This is a genomic window from Nostoc sp. (genome assembly GCF_036919555.1).
Classification (GTDB): domain Bacteria; phylum Cyanobacteriota; class Cyanobacteriia; order Cyanobacteriales; family Nostocaceae; genus Nostoc.
The window spans coordinates 94,762-112,128 of record NZ_JBALCS010000012.1 but is presented as its reverse complement, the minus strand read 5'-3'; the positions used below and the strand labels follow the sequence as shown (position 1 = coordinate 112,128).

The 17,367-nt window shown below is 43.4% G+C and carries 22 protein-coding genes; 2 read left to right on the top strand and 20 right to left on the bottom strand.

The window, feature by feature from the left end; genetic code table 11:
* Positions 1 to 29 precede the first annotated feature (29 nt).
* From deoC to V7K36_RS04835, 7 genes are all read right to left on the bottom strand, one after another.
* Positions 30 to 710, bottom strand: coding sequence for a deoxyribose-phosphate aldolase (deoC, locus tag V7K36_RS04865; RefSeq protein ID WP_335113648.1), 681 nt, complete (start codon positions 708 to 710; stop codon positions 30 to 32).
* Between the two features lie 689 nt (positions 711 to 1,399).
* Positions 1,400 to 2,215: a peptidase gene (locus V7K36_RS04860; RefSeq protein ID WP_335113646.1), complete on the bottom strand. Its 816-nt coding sequence runs from the start codon at positions 2,213 to 2,215 to the stop codon at positions 1,400 to 1,402.
* 10 nt (positions 2,216 to 2,225) lie between these two features.
* Complete coding sequence (gene secG, locus V7K36_RS04855; RefSeq protein ID WP_334825494.1) at positions 2,226 to 2,459, bottom strand: preprotein translocase subunit SecG; 234 nt, start codon at positions 2,457 to 2,459, stop codon at positions 2,226 to 2,228.
* 197 nt (positions 2,460 to 2,656) lie between these two features.
* Positions 2,657 to 4,255, bottom strand: a complete 1,599-nt coding sequence (gpmI, locus tag V7K36_RS04850; RefSeq protein ID WP_334942912.1) for a 2,3-bisphosphoglycerate-independent phosphoglycerate mutase — start codon at positions 4,253 to 4,255, stop codon at positions 2,657 to 2,659.
* 220 nt (positions 4,256 to 4,475) lie between these two features.
* Positions 4,476 to 6,161 carry an ABC-F family ATP-binding cassette domain-containing protein gene (locus V7K36_RS04845; RefSeq protein WP_335113644.1) on the bottom strand — a complete coding sequence of 562 codons (1,686 nt, stop codon included), beginning with the start codon at positions 6,159 to 6,161 and terminating at the stop codon, positions 4,476 to 4,478.
* Between the two features lie 156 nt (positions 6,162 to 6,317).
* Complete coding sequence (locus V7K36_RS04840; protein WP_335113642.1) at positions 6,318 to 7,124, bottom strand: Rpn family recombination-promoting nuclease/putative transposase; 807 nt, start codon at positions 7,122 to 7,124, stop codon at positions 6,318 to 6,320.
* A gap of 34 nt (positions 7,125 to 7,158) precedes the next feature.
* On the bottom strand, positions 7,159 to 7,656 hold the full coding sequence (locus V7K36_RS04835) for a hypothetical protein (protein WP_335113640.1): 498 nt from the start codon (positions 7,654 to 7,656) through the stop codon (positions 7,159 to 7,161).
* 496 nt (positions 7,657 to 8,152) lie between these two features.
* On the opposite strand from V7K36_RS04835, the gene V7K36_RS04830 reads away from it, so the two are divergent.
* Positions 8,153 to 8,686, top strand: coding sequence for a hypothetical protein (locus V7K36_RS04830; protein WP_335113638.1), 534 nt, complete (start codon positions 8,153 to 8,155; stop codon positions 8,684 to 8,686).
* 193 nt (positions 8,687 to 8,879) lie between these two features.
* Here the strand turns inward: V7K36_RS04830 and V7K36_RS04825 are convergent, their stop codons facing one another.
* Both V7K36_RS04825 and V7K36_RS04820 read right to left on the bottom strand, forming a co-directional pair.
* Complete coding sequence (locus V7K36_RS04825; RefSeq protein WP_335113636.1) at positions 8,880 to 9,341, bottom strand: DUF29 domain-containing protein; 462 nt, start codon at positions 9,339 to 9,341, stop codon at positions 8,880 to 8,882.
* A gap of 422 nt (positions 9,342 to 9,763) precedes the next feature.
* Positions 9,764 to 10,126: a helix-turn-helix domain-containing protein gene (locus V7K36_RS04820; RefSeq protein ID WP_335113634.1), complete on the bottom strand. Its 363-nt coding sequence runs from the start codon at positions 10,124 to 10,126 to the stop codon at positions 9,764 to 9,766.
* A 193-nt stretch (positions 10,127 to 10,319) separates the two neighbouring features.
* On the opposite strand from V7K36_RS04820, the gene V7K36_RS04815 reads away from it, so the two are divergent.
* Positions 10,320 to 10,766, top strand: coding sequence for a hypothetical protein (locus V7K36_RS04815; protein ID WP_335113632.1), 447 nt, complete (start codon positions 10,320 to 10,322; stop codon positions 10,764 to 10,766).
* A gap of 9 nt (positions 10,767 to 10,775) precedes the next feature.
* Here the strand turns inward: V7K36_RS04815 and prfA are convergent, their stop codons facing one another.
* The 11 genes from prfA to infA form a co-directional block, all read right to left on the bottom strand.
* Entirely contained in the window at positions 10,776 to 11,873 is a 1,098-nt protein-coding gene (gene prfA, locus V7K36_RS04810) for a peptide chain release factor 1 (RefSeq protein ID WP_335113630.1), read from the bottom strand.
* A 104-nt stretch (positions 11,874 to 11,977) separates the two neighbouring features.
* Positions 11,978 to 12,220, bottom strand: coding sequence for a 50S ribosomal protein L31 (gene rpmE, locus V7K36_RS04805; RefSeq protein WP_334825508.1), 243 nt, complete (start codon positions 12,218 to 12,220; stop codon positions 11,978 to 11,980).
* Between the two features lie 126 nt (positions 12,221 to 12,346).
* Positions 12,347 to 12,763, bottom strand: a complete 417-nt coding sequence (gene rpsI, locus V7K36_RS04800; protein WP_300420156.1) for a 30S ribosomal protein S9 — start codon at positions 12,761 to 12,763, stop codon at positions 12,347 to 12,349.
* Positions 12,763 to 13,224, bottom strand: a complete 462-nt coding sequence (gene rplM / locus V7K36_RS04795) for a 50S ribosomal protein L13 (protein WP_335113628.1) — start codon at positions 13,222 to 13,224, stop codon at positions 12,763 to 12,765. The genes rpsI and rplM overlap by 1 nt, the downstream gene beginning before the upstream one ends.
* Before the next feature lie 58 nt (positions 13,225 to 13,282).
* Positions 13,283 to 14,131 (bottom strand): tRNA pseudouridine(38-40) synthase TruA, encoded by an 849-nt coding sequence (truA, locus tag V7K36_RS04790; protein WP_335113626.1) that lies wholly within the window; start codon positions 14,129 to 14,131, stop codon positions 13,283 to 13,285.
* Positions 14,132 to 14,212: 81 nt separating this feature from the next.
* Entirely contained in the window at positions 14,213 to 14,563 is a 351-nt protein-coding gene (rplQ, locus tag V7K36_RS04785; protein WP_300420150.1) for a 50S ribosomal protein L17, read from the bottom strand.
* Positions 14,564 to 14,595: 32 nt separating this feature from the next.
* Entirely contained in the window at positions 14,596 to 15,543 is a 948-nt protein-coding gene (locus V7K36_RS04780; RefSeq protein WP_300420148.1) for a DNA-directed RNA polymerase subunit alpha, read from the bottom strand.
* 390 nt (positions 15,544 to 15,933) lie between these two features.
* The gene (gene rpsK / locus V7K36_RS04775; RefSeq protein WP_010998331.1) at positions 15,934 to 16,329 is read right to left on the bottom strand and encodes a 30S ribosomal protein S11; all 396 of its coding nucleotides are present in this window, start codon (positions 16,327 to 16,329) and stop codon (positions 15,934 to 15,936) included.
* 54 nt (positions 16,330 to 16,383) lie between these two features.
* Entirely contained in the window at positions 16,384 to 16,764 is a 381-nt protein-coding gene (gene rpsM / locus V7K36_RS04770) for a 30S ribosomal protein S13 (protein ID WP_334825515.1), read from the bottom strand.
* A 115-nt stretch (positions 16,765 to 16,879) separates the two neighbouring features.
* Positions 16,880 to 16,993: a 50S ribosomal protein L36 gene (gene rpmJ, locus V7K36_RS04765; protein WP_015129703.1), complete on the bottom strand. Its 114-nt coding sequence runs from the start codon at positions 16,991 to 16,993 to the stop codon at positions 16,880 to 16,882.
* Positions 16,994 to 17,110: 117 nt separating this feature from the next.
* Positions 17,111 to 17,335 carry a translation initiation factor IF-1 gene (gene infA / locus V7K36_RS04760; RefSeq protein WP_006276978.1) on the bottom strand — a complete coding sequence of 75 codons (225 nt, stop codon included), beginning with the start codon at positions 17,333 to 17,335 and terminating at the stop codon, positions 17,111 to 17,113.
* Positions 17,336 to 17,367: the final 32 nt, after the last annotated feature.

The following is a 17,367-nucleotide window of genomic DNA, read 5'->3' as shown; positions in this document are numbered from 1 at the left end:
ACAAATGACTAATGACAAACGACAAATGATTATTCACCCTTTCCCAGGTTATCGCGCTGGCGGATCAAATCCATGCCGCGAGATGTGCCTAATCTAGTAGCACCCGCTACGATTAAGTCTAGGGCTTGATTGATAGTACGGATACCACCAGCAGCTTTAATTCCCACCCTTTCTTTGGCCAGTTCCTGCAAAAGTCGCACATCTGCCACTGTTGCACCACCATTCCAACCCGTACTAGTTTTTAAGAATGCCGCTCCCGCCTCCATAGCTATTTCAGCAGCTATTCTTTTCTCCGCATCTGTCAACAGGTTGGTTTCCAAAATTACCTTGACAGTTTGCCCAGTCTCTTCACAAATTTCGGCAATTTCTCGGTGGACTTCTTCAGTTTTACCAGCTTTCAACCAGCCCAAGTTCATTACCACATCCAACTCAGTAGCCCCACTATCCGCCGCTTCTTGAGCCTCATATAGTTTCACTGCTGAAGTCGTCGCGCCAGCCGGAAAGCCAATCACCGTACAGACTTTCGGGTTCTTGCCGTGGAGGAGTTCGACTGCTTGTTTGACATAGGCGGGGTACAAGCAAACCGCCGCAAAATTGAATCTGTATGCTTCTTCACACCATTGCTCAACCTGCTCTGGAGTAGCCGTTGGCGTTAGTAGGGCGTGATCGATAAATGGCGCAATATCAATGTCTGGATAGTCTGCTGCCATCGTGTCTTCTGCCGGTAATTGATTATTAAACTTTATAAAAAATTAAAACACTTCTTATATATGTATTAAACCATATTTATTACTAGTTTATCCTGGAAAACAAGCTGCTGACTTCTCTTGGATGTCGGCTTTGTAGATTTTGCGGAATTACTGTAAGTATTTAAGTCCATCCGTCAAGACGCTTGAAAGATGAAAACATTATATAAATCCAATTACCTTGCAATGGTTACAGGAGACTATTAAATGTCTCAAATCTTTGTAAACGTCAGTTAGCAGAAGTTGACTACGAAAACTTAATAGAAGAACTAGAAGATGGCATTCAACAGCTAAATCGATGAGGAAATCATCATCAGGATCGCGCGCTACTGGCCGCTATAAATAGAAAATGCTACATCTATTAGCGATTCTACAAATAGCTTCAATAAGGTTGTCAATATCTTCATCGCTCAATCTAAGCTGCTCTTTTTCTCGTTTGAGAATTTCTTCATACTCCAATACTAAGGTTGTAGAGACATTTAACTGCCAACGCATATCATTAAGAATTGTTAACAGTTTCTCAGATGCACCACGGTTAGATCATAAAGCAGTAAACAGTACAACATTAGTATTAAGTACAACTTAGTACAGATTTGTGATTATTTCGCTATTAGTAGCATTTTTGCCGTAGCGTAGTGACGAGCTTATATTGCTTAATTCATCTTTGAATTATCCACTAAAGACCATCCTAAAGTGGTTGGCTGTTCATAAACCCGCTTTAGGGTATTTACATCTCTTGCAGAAATAGGCGACGGGTTACGAACTTGGGAAAAGTATAAAGCATCAGTTTGTAGCGGACTATGACCCCAAATTCCCAAAGCGTGTCCGAATTCGTGGCGGGCTGCTGCTTGGATATACTCACCTGTTTGACTGGGACTTAGCAAGATGCTGAAGCGGTGGGATAAAACTTTGTTGCTGGTATATAACTCGTAAGTAGTTTGTGCCGATCGCGCACGAGGTATATTACTACCAGGGGAAATTTGTAGAGGTGGGGCTTTTCGCACAATCGTAATATCAGCAACTTCTGGCTGTTCGACTATTGTCAAAGGTAAATAAGTATTCCACTCTTGTACACCCTGCAAGACACCGTTAACCCATGCTTGAGCTTGTTTTTCACTGACGGCTTTTGGTGGTTCTACGTAAACTCGAACCGGAAATTGTGACCAGACTAAATAACCAACTTGGGTTGTTCTGACTTGAGAAAAGTAGTCACCACTGTTGGTAGTATCTTGCCAGCGTGCGAGTGTGGGCGGTAAGGGATGGGGTTTTGGGGGAGATGAGGTGGGGAGAGAAATTATTAAGCCGGAATATGCATATTTTGGTACTATTGTAAACCCATGACTCGACTGGAGATTAGTAAAAATGATTAACAGCCCTGTGCCAAGAAATAAGGCAAGAGCTGTAATTAACCGTCGTGAAATTAAATTTATTAGGGTGTTAAGTATTGGGTGTTGGGTTGTTTTCCCCATTAACCTATCCTTATTTAGGCAGCCAACCAGCACTTAAAACTACTGTTAAACCGAGAAAAATTACTGTCAATGCCCAAGTAATTCGGTTTAAAGTGTTTTCTGCACTCTTGGCGCTGCTAAATAGCTGGGCTTGTCCGCCAATAGCTCCAATGCCATCACCTTTGGGGCTATGGAGCAAAACTAAGATAATCAAACCAGTAGCGGAAAATGCCCAAATGCCTTGCACGATATTAGTAGCTGTCATGGTAGAAATCTCATTTATAACAAACAAATTTTAAAACAGAGAATTAGGGTCGGGAGTTAGGAGTTAGAGACGCGATTAATCTCGTCTAGTTAGGAGAGACGGGATTAATCGCGTCTGTACAGGAGTTAGGAGTTAGGAAAGTTTTAATTGATCACTTCTCACTCTTAACTCCTAACTCTTTTTCACTCCTAACTCTTTTACAGCCCTATTTGCACGGGGGTGCGAGTGCGTTGCAGATCATATTCTGCTGTTTTCAGCAGCGATCGCCCTGTCATTTCTGGTGGCTGAGGCAGCTGTAAAATCTCTAGAATTGTGGGGGCGATATCGGATAGTTTGCCACCGCTTCGCAGTTCGACATTTGTGCCATATCCAGGGATTTTGACTTTCTCTCCTTCCACCAAGATGAAGGGGACTGGATTAGTGGTATGGGCTGTCCAGGGATTACCCCCATTATCTAGCATATACTCAGCGTTGCCGTGATCGGCAGTAATAATTGTTGTACCGCCGGCTTTGATCACGCTCTCTAACAAGCGTCCCAAACAGCGATCAACTATTTCAACTGCTGTAATCGTAGCTTCGATTTGACCAGTATGCCCTACCATGTCTGGGTTGGCATAGTTAATCACAACTAGGGAATACGTACCCTTTTGAATTCCAGCGATCGCTACATCTGTAACTGCTGCTGCTGACATCGCTGGGGCGTGATCGTAAGTCGCTACCATTGGGCTACTTACCAGTTCCCGATCTTCTCCAGCAAAAGGTTCCTCCAATCCCCCATTAAAGAAATAGGTGACGTGGGCGTATTTTTCTGTTTCGGCGGTGCGGAACTGATTCAGACTATGATTGGCTATGACTTCTCCCAGAATGTTACTGAGATTCTGAGGCTCAAAGGCTACAGCCACGCGTAAATCTGAATCATACTGCGTAAAGGTGACAAAAGATAGCGGTGTGATTTGCTGTCTTTCAAAACCGTTAAATTTGGGACTGACCAAAGCTTGAGTTAGTTGTCTGGCGCGATCGGGGCGGAAGTTGAAAAATATCACCCCATCCCCTGGTTCGATTGCGCCGGGAGCAATTCGGATTGGGTTGACAAATTCATCTTTTATCCCTTGGTCGTAAGATGCTTGCAAGACTTCCACAGCCTTGAGACCATTACCAACACTATCTTGTATCATCATGTCGTAGGCGCGTTTGACCCGATCCCAACGGTGATCGCGATCCATTGCGTAGTAGCGACCGCTAAGGGTGACTATGCGCCCAATTCCTGTGCGGTCTATATAATCTTGGAGCAGTGTGATTGCTCTTACACCGTCAGTTGGGGCGGTGTCACGACCATCAGTGATAGCGTGGATACAAACTTCTGGAATTCGCTGGTTTTTGGCTAAGTCAAGTAGTCCGAATAGATGGGTGATATGCGAATGTACCCCTCCCTCAGAACAAAGCCCGACTAGATGCAGCTTGCTATTCCGAGAACGAACTTCCTGGCAAATTTTGACAAGTGCTGGGTTTAAGGCAATAGAACCGTCTTCGACCGCATCAGAGATGCGTACAAGTTCTTGCGGTACCACTCGCCCAGCACCAATGTTCAAATGACCAACTTCCGAGTTGCCCATTTGACCCTCTGGCAATCCTACGGCTTTTCCTGATGTGTGGATGAGGGTATGCGGGTAAGCTGCCCATAAACTGTCCATGATGGGAGTTTTAGCAGCAATAATAGCGTTTCCTCGCGTTTGGTCGCAGTAGCCCCATCCGTCTAAAATGACTAGCACCACAGGAGCAACAGGTGCTTTGGTCATAGTAAAATTGCCCTTTACTGTTTGTAATACCCGAATGATACCACTGCTAATCCACGCCGCAAGTGAATTTTTGCTTATTAACTTCTTTTATTAAGGACTTACAGTTTTTTGAAATATTTTTAAATTTTAGTAATTTTCCTGTGATGTTTTTGAAAGCTAATAAGGAGTGATTACTTAGTAGTAGTGCTTCAGCACTACTACTAAGACAGTATCCAACTCCTCATTTCCTTTTTGTAGAAGCTTTTGCGGCTTTTTTAGCAGCTTTTTCGGCTTCTATTGCAGCTAATTTCGCTTGTTCTTTTTCTTCGGCAATTTTCTGGAGATAGTAATGATAATCTCCTAAGTAAACGCGGAATTCACCATCACGAATTTCTACGATTTTGTTAGCTACCTCAGAAATAAAGTAGCGATCGTGGGAAACTACAATTGCTGTACCATCATAATTTTTGAGCGCTTCTTCCAGCATTTCTTTAGCTGGAATATCTAGGTGGTTTGTCGGCTCATCTAAAATTAGTAAGTTCGCGGGACGTAAAAGCATTTTTGCCAACGCCAGACGAGCTTTTTCTCCTCCACTTAATGCCCCAACTGCTTTAAATACAGTATCACCAGTAAATAAGAAGCGTCCCAAAAGTGTGCGGACTTCTTGATTATCCCAGTCGGGAACTTCATCATGGATAGTTTCCATGACAGTTTTCTTCAAATCCAAGGCTTCAGCTTGATTTTGCTCAAAGTAGCCAGGAAGAACATTGTGATCGCCTAATTTAACGCTACCTTCTGTGGGTGGTTCCATACCCATAATTACGCGCAGAAGGGTGGATTTCCCAGCACCGTTTGGGCCAAGAAATGCAATGCGATCGCCCCTTTCAATCAGGAGATTTGCTGCCAAAAACAGGATTTTATCACCATAAAGATGAGTTAAATCTTTAATGTCCACTACCTCGCGTCCACTGCGGGGTGCAGGGGGAAAACGGAAGTGTAGAGTTCTCATACCAGCAATGGGTGCTTCAATGCGCTCGATTTTGTCGAGTTGCTTTTCCCGGCTTTTTGCCTGGGTACTACGGGTAGCACTGGCGCGAAATCTATCAACAAAAGTTTGCTGTTTCTCTAATTCTTTTTGCTGGCGTTCGTAAGCGCTAAGTTGTGCTGATTGATTTTCGGCTTTTTGTGACAAATATGCTGAGTAGTTACCAAGGTAGGTTGCGGAAACGCCACGTTCAGTTTCCACAACTTGGGTGCAGAGGCGGTCAAGGAACTCCCGATCATGGGAGACTATTACCATCGGCGTAATTAGCCCTTTGAGGTAATTTTCCAACCACTCAATGGTTTCTAAATCCAAGTGGTTAGTCGGTTCATCCAGTAATAACAAGTCGGGTTTTTGCAGCAGAATTTTACCTAAACTCATCCGCATTTGCCAACCACCACTAAAGGCGCTCACGAGGCGATCGCCATCTTCTAGCCCAAACCCCATCTCTGGTAAGATTTTCCCGATGCGTGCATCTAAGTTGTAGCCATCCAAGGCTTCAAATTTGCGCTGCAAGCGATCCAACTTGTCGATCAGTCGATCAAGTTCCTCTGGGTTAGCCGTTTCCATCTCTTGTGGCACATGCGCCAGAGATAACTGTACTTCGTTGGCTTCTTTGAAGACAGTCCAAAATTCTTCTCTAACGGTGCGGGTGGGGTCTACTTCAAATTCTTGGTTGAGGTAGGCTATGTGTAAGCTATTAGGACGGATGATTTCGCCAGCAGTGGGTTCAATTTCCCCAGAGATGATTTTGAGTTGAGTGGATTTTCCAGCACCGTTGACACCGACTAAGCCAATGCGATCGCCTGGTTTAACTTCCCAGTTGATATCTTTGAGAACTTCGCCTGTGGGATAAATTTTACTTATATGTTCTAGTCGCAGCATTAAGTTTCTCTCAGGTAGGGAGTGGGTGGTTGAGGACGAAGTACTAACACCGCTTCTAATATTAACAAAAATTAACTATAAATTCGTCGTGATCAAGTCCAGGGAGCCGCAAACCAAATTTGGCTTGAGTCACGCATAAAACTTACCACATCCCTCTCAAAGCTGACTTTGTGTTACTTGTCTGACTTCTTCGACACTCAAATCTAAAGCCTTTGCTACTTGTTCTACAGTCAACCCTGCTGCCAACATTGCTGGTACTGCTTTTAGTTTACCTTTAAGCTCACCTCTAATCTCACCTTGTTCAATACCTTCCTGAAAAGCTTCCTGATAAAATCTGGTTTGCTTTAACTCGCTTAAGCCAAACATTGCCTCTACCTCCTCTCGACTCATTGTGGGAAACTTATAAAACAAGATAATCTCTATAAATTGTAAAAATTGCTGCTGTTTTCGTGGTGAGCTGATCTCTGATTTAGTTCTGTCTATCAACTCCCTTGCTTGTGCGATCGCTATGTCGTCGGTTGCAATTACTAATTTAGCAGTTGCAATGCCAAGTGGAAGCGATGCCGCCTCACCTAATTCATCCAAATAAATGCGTCTGACGCGCCCACTTGTGAAAAACTCATGGTAATGTTTGATATCGCCTGTATCTATATTCCTGTTTGCGTATAAAACTACAGCACTCCAGTTATTTTGTGGTTGATTATGACGCAGATATAAACATATTTCTGCAAATAGCCGTGAATAAATTTCTCCATCGGCTTGAAATTGTACTTCAACAAAGTAAATCTGGTTCTCACTTCCTTGTGTAGGTAGAAATACACCATCGATTCTGAAAGCTGTTTGTTTGATTTCAACTGATGAAAATTGATAAAGACTAGCTACTTCCGGCGGATTACCAATAAGTTCAAAGAAGATATCAGGGAATTCTTGAAACAGGCGATAAAAGATGATGTCTGTTTTCACATTTTTATATCACTTGAAGATTTTGATTTGCTGTTCATGTGTTACTTTGTTCTTCAGAACCATCTCGCACTTTCAGCAATTGCTCTTTTGCCATCCCTAATATACGTGAAAGTGGCGCTAATAAACTATCATCAAATGCTTCTCCAGCATAAATATTATTCAGTTCAGTGGGGGATAATTTAAAAGTATCGCAGAATTTAGCAAACTCCTGGTTACTCAAGTCAAGTTCTTTTTGTCTATCATGAAGTAAAACTGCGATCGCTCTAGTTCCATGCTTCGGGCGTTCGCTAGGTTTTACATATTTTTCCATTAAATAATTGACTTTATTCGTATCGCCGCCCATTTTTTTAATTAAATCAGTACAAGCCATTTTTAGTGCTTTCTTTAAAACTTCTTGCTCATTTAAAAACTTAATAACTTCACTGGCATATTCTGGTTTAAAAAATCCCACCAAATCACCTTGATGGTAAACTGGTATATAAGGATCATTTGATTCAAAATGCCAATCTAAAGGCTCGTTGCGTAGCGACATAGCTGCACCCCTAAATCATTTAAGATTTCACTATTTTAAAACCATTTATTCCTTAATTGCCAGTGGTTAGATTTTGGTCAGATATCTAAAAATTTAAATTGATCAAGTAACTGTAATTTCTCCATAGAAGCAGAGGTTATTTGGAAGCATCTCACTTTGGCAAATTGTCCTTAGACTGGAAATCACTGACTCACATATAAAGCCTTAACCACGGGATCTATACGTAAGTCCACCTACGCGGACTTCCCTGCGAAAAGGCTATGCCTACGCTTGTGTAGCCGTTATGTATTTCTACCGGAATCTCGAACTCAACCAAAATTAGCGATCGCCTTCCTCATCACCAAGTGACTAAAGGGTTCCCAGAAGGGCCTTTGGTGGTGTTATCAGGCTGTTGCTAGAAAGATAGCCCCAGCCTAGTCTCTGTAGACAATTCACGATTAAGTAAGGTAGTATTTAGATGCAAATCTAGATTGAAGTATTTAATGGCATGAATCTAATGTCAAATGTTCGACGGACTAGTGTTTTAGCTAGTATGGTTCTGACTAGTCTTTTGATATACAGTTTTCCAGCGCAATCGCAACAACGAGCTTGTGTCATTACCGACGAAGGTGCGACTGTGTGCGGTAGACCGACGAAACAACCTAAGAACACTAATTCACATTCTGAACAACGAAAATTGATCAATGGATATGTCTTTTTATTAAAAGGCTGTAGAAGGTCAGATACAACCATAAAATGTAATTTTTTAATCACAAGAGAAAGCACAGAAGATAATTTTGGAATAGACGCATCTCAATTAACAATCGTTGATTCTGTCGGAAAATCTTATAATGGATCTTCAGTAGAAATTGGTGGTAAAAGTGGAAACTCAGTATCTATAAGAATATCCCCAGGAATTAATTATGTTACAGATATCACCTTTGAGAATATACCAGAAAACATCACACAAGCTCCGGTTTTAAAGCTTCCAGTGTTTGCTAATAATGGGGGGAACAATATTGAGTTTCGCAATGTTCCTTTCCCAAACTGAGGAAGTTTGACTAAGTAGATGTGTGCAATTAACTTTTAGTAGCTTTTCAGTCACTACAACGGTTTCATGTCAATCTATTTATATATTTAATTCAGCCCACCTACTTACTTACTTACAAATATTGGGCATCATCTCTTAGATAAAGCGATAACGTGTCTCCAAATAACAAATGAGCGTAAAAAAATGGCAATAATTATCCTTCCCAGTCTTGACGAGTATCGCAGAGAAAATTGTCTGAGATCGGATCATCAAATAAATAAAGGCAATGCTCTGGAAAAGTTCGTAATTGTAAGTTAGTTTCTCGTAGCGCCAAATCGACGCCCGCTTCAAAGCCATCTAACAAGGCTTCTTCTATTCCAGACTTTAAGCTAGCGTTCTGTCGCAAATGTCTGGGGATGGCGCGACGCTGTTCTCGAATTGTTAAAAACCAACTGCGAGAGCGTTGTTCGGGTTGATACTCCCACTTCAAGAGATGACCGAGTAATACACTCAAATGACTTACGAGTTCCCGATACTCCTGTCTCCCCAAAGCTTGAATTTCCTCTTGCAGGTGTTGCCAGTCTAGTTCCATAACTAGCCTCTGCTCTAATGCTTTAGCCTGCTGCTGTGTCCAGCCATAGAAGTCTTGATCATACAAAAAAGGTTTGTCGTCCATAGAGTTGAATCTTGACAGCAACAGACCACAAGCTAGTTTGATCTGACTTTTCACAGTATCTGGAAAACCTCTCTTTAAATCTCTCACCTAAAAGGCTACGGTGTACACACAAGTTATCCGATTACCCAAAACAGAAGAAAAACCTCACCCTGTCCTATCTTTAATCCCTCTCCTTACTAAGGAGAGGGACAGGTTTTGCATAGCAAAACCAGGGTGAGGTTTCTTAGGGGCTATGAAACTTAACCGTAAATTGCCTCACCAAAGACTTGTGTGGACATCGTAGCTTAAAAGGAGAGAGACTTTGAATTTTCCCCCTTCCCGCGTCGGGAAGGGGGTTAGGGGGTTAGGTTTTTCGTGGGTTTTACTACATGATCTGAATTGTCAGCTAATTTAATGATTTAAATTCAATCCTGAACAAATATTCAACTTGCTTTTACTTCATCCCCAGACGCTTCAGCCACAGCCGCCAATCTATCTGCCGCAGCTTGCACAATTTGAGCCACTTGTGCCAGAGGCATGTGCTGGATTTGTCTCAGAATCAGACTCAAATCGGAAGTTTCTGGAATTGGCTTGCCATCCAGACAGCTAAGTAACTCCTGGAGTGTGTAACCCGCTCTCGCTGCGATTTTTGCTAAATATTCAGTATCTGGCACATTCACACCCTTTTCCCACAACTGAACAGCAGTAGCAGAAACTCCTAAAAGCTTGCCAAACGCTCGCTGGCTCATTGAACCACGAGCTAACTTGATGATTTCAATCAGTTTTTCTCTGCTTTCGATTTTCACTGCTTATATAGCTAGCCAACTGTATTTACAAGTTTAGTGAGGAAAATCTAAAACTTTACTTTTAGCTTGACAAGCTTCATTGTTAATGGTAATTTAAAATGATTATTGTAAGATTGCAATCAAACTTGCAATATTGATATAACAATTTTAATTAGGTTATCGGTAGTAATGCCGACAATATAAAGGGTGCATCATGTTTGGCAATCCACGCAAAACTAATCAATATCGCCGCAAGGGTCGAAATCTTATAGCCACTAATAAAATTAAACCAGAACAGTGGCACATTTCTGACGCGGAGGTAAAAGAAGCTCTGAAAGCCAAAGGCTACGATGTTAAGCAAATCAAAAAAATCCACCGTCTAAAGCATCAAGTGTGTATTTCCTACTGGGATGCAAAAGGCAATATATGCAGCAGCTTTTTTAGCTACCGGATTTTTGCGCGTTGGCAAGAAGAAGCAGAAAAGCTAATTTATACCTGTCAAACCCTGAAGGAATGGGCGAGGCTAAATTACATTATGAAGTACGAATTTGCCTATTACCATTATCCCAGTGAAATAGAAGATACACTCCACGCGATATTAGAAAACCACCTGTGTGTGTTAAAAGGAACATTACAGCAAGTGGTTTTACAGGAATATTAACAGCAAAAATTAGTTAGTGGCAGAAGTCGCTAACTCCGCGAGACGTTCCTGTTGGTCTAGAGATATACAAGATTGGATAAGCGTCTCTAAATCACCTTCCAAAACAGGGTTAAGGGAATAATTCTGACCTAACCGATGATCAGTAGCGCGGTTATCTTTATAATTGTAAGTGCGAATTTTTTCCGATCGCGATCCTGTCCCAACCTGCGATCGCCGCATGGAAGTTACAACTTCTTGTTGTTCGCGTAACTTGATCTCATACAACTTCGCCCGCAGAATTTGCATCGCCCGTTCTTTGTTCTGCAACTGGCTGCGTTCTTCTGTACAGAAAATCCGAATCCCTGTTGGTTTGTGCATCAAGTCGGCGGCTGTTTCCACCTTGTTGACGTTTTGCCCACCAGCACCGCCAGAACGAGCTGTAGTCATTTCAATATCTTTCGGGTCAATGTGAATTTCCACTTCATCCACCTCTGGCATAATCGCCACGGTAGCTGTGGAAGTATGAACCCGTCCTCCAGATTCAGTTGCCGGCACGCGCTGCACACGATGCACTCCAGCTTCAAACTTTAACTGGCTGTAAACGTCATTACCTTTAATTTCTAGAATGACCTCTTTCCAGCCACCCATTTCTCCTCGAGATTCGCTCACTAGAGAAACTTTCCAACCTTGAGTCTGGGCGTAGCGGGTGTACATCTGCATCAAATCGCCAGCCCAAATACTTGCTTCATCGCCACCAGTGCCAGCGCGAATTTCCAACATGATATTCTTTTCATCATTGGGGTCGCGTGGTAGCAGCAAGACTTTCAAGCGAGTCTCTAAATATTCTATTTTTGCCTCAAGTTCCTTTACTTCCAGTGTTGCCATTTCTTGCAACTCTGGATCACTCGCAGATTCTTTGTGAACCTGACGCGCTCCTATCAAGTCTTCTTGGGCTGTTTTCCAAATTTCATAGGTATCAACTACCTCTTCCAAAGAAGAACGAGACTTAGCAATTTCTTGATATTCATCAGGGTTGCTAGCGGTATCGGGGTCACCAAGACGACGTGTTAATTCATTAAAAGTTTGTTCAACGGATTTTAGTTTGTCCAGTAAGTATGATTCAGCCATGACCAGTGCGATCGCTCCTTAAAAAAATAACAAATTGGCTCGAGCATATAAATGACAATCGACCCAGCTGATGCAGGGCCGTCGTTAACAGCAGAGCCAACCCGCTACTTTTTGTTTTGTTCGTCGCCAGATGTTTGAGTGCTGCTCATGCCGTACTTGCGGAGGAAACGCTCCACTCGACCCTCAGTGTCAATAATCTTCTGAGTACCTGTGTAAAATGGGTGATTTCCAGACCAAACATCTACGTGCAATTCTGGCTTGGTAGAGCCAATGGTCATAACAACTTGACCATTGCAGTAAACTTTAGCGTCTGGATACCACTTGGGGTGAATATCAGATTTAGCCATTGTTCTTTGTGTGATGAATCTATATAAATTATAACTTTCAGCGTTCAATTGAAGCTCGGGACTAGTGAGTGTGGAGCAGGGGAAGAATAACTATTAATTAATGCCCCATGCCCAATGCCCAATGCCCTAACGCTTGGAATACTGAGGTGCTTTCCGGGCTTTATGTAAACCATATTTCTTCCGTTCTTTTGCCCTCGGATCGCGAGTCAAATAACCTTCGGTTTTTAAAGGTGGGCGGTTGTCTGGGTCTAGTTGGCACAAAGCACGAGCAACTCCCAAGCGAACAGAATCAGCCTGTCCGGTCAAGCCGCCGCCTTCTGCTTTCACCAAAATGTCATATTCGTTTTCTAGTCCCAGAGTTTCCAGGGGTGCTTTGATGACTCCCAGGTAGTTGGCGTTAAATTGGAAATACAAGTTTCCATCTTTACCGTTCACTGTCAGTTGACCCGTACCTGGAACCAGGCGTACCCGAGCTACTGAGGTCTTACGACGACCAGTACCCCAGTATACGGCGCGACCGCTATTGGCGTCTGCTACTACCATTAATTTTCTTCTCCAGGAATTGTACTAATTTGTAATTCTTTAGGTTTTTGAGCATCGTGGGGATGCGTGGATCCAGCGTAGACTTTCAGCTTGGTGAACAACTGCTTACCCAGGCTATTTTTAGGTAGCATACCTTTAACAGCTTGTTCTAAAATCCGCTCTGGTATGCGCTGTTGCAGTTTAGCGAAAGTTTCCGTTTTCATCCCACCGGGACGACCAGAATGGCGACGGTAAAGCTTTTGAGTACGCTTTTTGCCTGTGACTGCGACTTTCTCGGCATTGATGACGATTACGAAGTCACCTGTATCTAGGTGGGGTGTATATTCCGGTTTCTTTTTGCCTCTCAATATCTGGGCGATTTCGCTGGCAAGGCGACCAAGGCGTTGATCGGTGGCATCTACTATGTACCACTCATGCTCAAGGGATGCTTGAGAAGGAAGGTATGTTTTACTCGTTGTCATTTGTCATTTATCCTTTGTCATTTTTAATTTGTCATTTTTAATTTGTCATTTGTCGTTACTAAGAATCAATGACTAATGACTCTTGACTAGTGACGAACTTTGGCAAGGTGTCGTACCAAATCTCTTTGGGAAAAGGAAAATCTGGATAGCCGACTCGCAACAAGCATAAGCCTTGGGGCGGTGCGGCATATTTCACTTCTTCCCGGCGTTGTTCTTTCCAGAGTTCGGTGAAGCTAGAAAGTGTCCGTTGTCCAGAACCTACTTGTACCAGCATCCCTACCAACAGCCGTACCATGCCATACAAAAATCCATCTGCCTGTATTTCAATATGGATAAATGGCCCACTGCGACGACACTCTGCTGCTTGTACCTCTACCCAGGAATGCGATCGCTTGGAGCCTGCACGGTGAAAAGCAGCTAAGTGATGCTTTCCCAAGAGAGGTTTCAGGGCAGCTTGGATTAAGGATTCATCCAGGGGTGCATAATAATAATGCCAACTGAAGGGTCTTACAAACAAGTTAAGACGATCTTCAGTATATATTGTGTAGCGATACCGTCGATAGGCTGCACTAAAGCGAGCGTGCCAACGGTTATCTACACTCGCTGAAGCCCTGATTAATATATCTGACGGCAGATAGCTGTTGAGGATTGTTGCCCACTTGTGAGCCGGAATCAGACTTGTAGCTTCAAAATGGGCGACTTGAGCAGCAGCGTGAACCCCTGAATCAGTTCGCCCGGCACCGTGTAATGTTACATGATGCCCAAGAATAGTAGCGATCGCTGTTTCGATCTCTTCTTGAACTGTCCGCTGTTTTTTTTGCCGTTGCCAGCCATGAAAATGAGTGCCCAGGTATTGGATTACCAAGGCTACTCGATGAATTTGTGTAGGCTGGTGGCTTTCTAACATACAGATTTTGTCCTTTGTCTTTTGTCATTTGTCCTGTGTCATTTGTGAATAACCAATGACTAATGACCAATGACTAATGACTTAAACCAATTCAATTATTGCCATTTTGGCATTATCACCCCGACGTGGTACGGTATGCAGGATGCGGGTATAACCCCCCTGGCGATCGCCATATCGAGTCGGAGCTTGCTCAAATAGAGCGTGAACCAGTTGTTTGTCGAAGATATAGCCAAGGGCTTCGCGGCGTGCTGCCAAGGAGCCGTTTTTGGCTAGGGTAATCATTTTTTCCACTTTACTTCGCAGAACTTTCGCTCTAATTAAAGTGGTGGTGATTTTACCATGACGGATCAGCTCGGTGGCGAGCGATCGCAGTAAAGCACGGCGTTGATCGGCTGGTTTACTGAGTTTTTTGACGCGGCAACGGTGACGCATAATTATGCACTATGAATTATGAACGGTTTTTATTAAGGGTGTTTAGAGCCTCTTTCCATTGGCAGGGTGATGCCCAAGCGTCGCTGCAAAGCTTCCACAACCTCTTCTGCTGACTTCTGCCCAAAGTTCTTAATTTCTAAGAGGTCTTCTTGGGTATAATCCAACAAATCTGCCACAGAGTTAACTTGTGCCCGTTTGAGACAGTTATATGCCCGCACAGAAAGTTGCAACTCTTCGATGGGTATCTGGGCAGTTGGGTCGTCTGGAATGTCGGAACCTGTATCTGTTGGTTCCAGGGAGATGTCTTTCAACGGGTTGAATAAATCTACCAAGATCCCAGCGGCCGAAGATAGTGCTTCTTGAGGGGAAATACTACCATTTGTCCAAACTTCCAACAGCAGTCGGTCTTTTGGAATCAAGCCTTCCCCACGAGATTCTTCAACACTATAGTTGACTTTTCGCACCGGCATAAATATCGAGTCAATTTGGAGAAAATCCAACGATGTGGCTTCCTCACGTCCTCGCTCTACGGTGCGATAGCCTTTGCCTTTCTCGATCCGAAATTCCATTTCCAGTTTTCCTCCCTCAGCGACGGTGGCTACATACTGGGTCGGATCGATGACTTCTACTTCACTGGGCAAATCAAAATGCGCCGCAGTGATTGTTGCTGGGCCGTTTACAAGTAATCTACCAATCTGGGGTTGCGAAGAATAGTTTTTCAGGATGACTTCCTTCATTTTCATGAGGATTTCCAGCACATCTTCCCGCACACCCGGAACTGTGGCAAACTCATGTGAAACTTTTTCAATCCTCACTGCTGTAACTGCCGTACCCTCTAGATTAGAGAGTAAAACCCGCCGCAGTGCGTTGCCAACAGTTGTTCCTTGTCCGCGTTCTAGAGGTTCCAAAACAAATTTACTGTAATGGTTCCGACTTTCTTCGGTATTCGACTCTACACATTCAATTTGAAACTGCGCCACGGATGAGCCTCCCTTTTTCTAAGGTGCTGCTAGCAGACAAATCAATTGCCTCCTGAATTGACTGTCAATTTTCGATTTTGAATTTGGGATTTTGGATTGTGCTTGTTTGGTTTATGCTCCACCTCTTGTCGGCGGAACAAATCTTAAATCATCAACTTAAAATCCACGAAGCTATCCATCCTTGTGGTCGGGATCAATCTAAAATCGCAAATCTAAAATCCAAAATTGATTGATAATATTTTGGGTAGCCCGAAGTTTAACAGCTTTCCCGGCGGGAAAATCTGACAGGCTTCTGGTCGCCCAAGCTTTGACTCAATGACAGTTTGCACGTTAAACGCCCAACCGGTCATTGCAAGTAACTTCTCGTCCTCACCGTACAAGTCTTGGTGTTTAAACTCGACGGCGCTTGGGTGGACGACAACCATTGTGAGGAATCGGCGTAATATCCCGAATGAGTGTAATTTCCAGTCCTGCCCCTTGAAGTGCCCGAATAGCGGTTTCTCTACCTGCTCCTGGCCCACTGACCATTACCTCAATTTGGCGCATTCCTTGATCAATGGCTCGACGGGCTGCACTTTCAGCAGCAGTTTGCGCTGCAAAGGGAGTTCCCTTTTTTGCTCCCTTAAAACCGCTAGAACCAGCGCTAGCCCAGGAGATGACATCTCCATTTTGATCGGTAATGGTGACAATGCTATTGTTGAAAGTAGACTGGATGTAGGCCATCCCATTGGGTACATTCCGTTTCTGCTTCTTGCTCCCGGATTTTTTAGTTGGTTGTCTCGCCATACTTGTTTAGTTGATTTAAGGTAAAACCTGCTCGGATTAGCAAGCGTTGCAAAATTATTTCCCTGGAGCCTTCTTCTTTCCAGCCACTGTCTGCCTTCTCCCCCGACGGGTTCTGGCATTTGTGCGGGTTCTTTGTCCTCTGACTGGTAAGCCCATGCGATGACGACGCCCTCTGTAGGTACCAATGTCAACTAGGCGCTTGATGTTCAGAGATTCCCAGCGCCGCAAGTCCCCTTCAACTTGATAGTTACTTTCTATTTCCCCTCGCAGGGCTGTCACATCGGCATCACTTAAGTCCTTAACGCGGGTGTCTGGGTTCACACCACTAGCCGCTATAATTTCTTGAGAGCGCGATAATCCAATTCCGTAGATGTAAGTCAGACCGATCTCGACGCGCTTATCGCGTGGAAGGTCTACTCCGGCAATACGTGCCACAATGAACTCTCCCTATTGTTCTCGCAATTACTGTTGGTTGGAAAAACGTGATTAATCGCGTCTTTTCGTTTTAATGATGATATGCGTGTTACAACTCACTCTGTTGGTAAGAGCGCTATCCTTGACGTTGCTTGTGCTTGGGGTTCACGCAGATCACCATAACGCGACCACGACGTTTGATCACGTTACACTTTTCACAGATTTTCTTGACTGAGGCTCTAACTTTCATGCCTTTTATTCTTTGACTCCAAATAGTAAATTATAGCATTTCTAGGGAAATTAATCGAGTTAATTGACTAATAAACAGTCGAAAAAATGGTTTTATGGTAAAATTCTCTACATATAGTTACTTCTTTCGTAGTCGATAGGTAATTCTGCCTTTGGTCAAGTCGTAAGGAGTTAACTCTACCTTGACGCGATCACCGGGCAAAATCTTGATATAATTTCGGCGAATCTTACCGGAAATGTGTGCTAGCACGTTAAAGCCATTGTCCAAGTCAACGCGAAACATCGCATTGGGCAAGGACTCTGTAACCGTGCCTTCCATCTCAATCAAATCTTGTTTAGACAATTTGTTTTTTCCTCAACTCAACAATTTCGTGT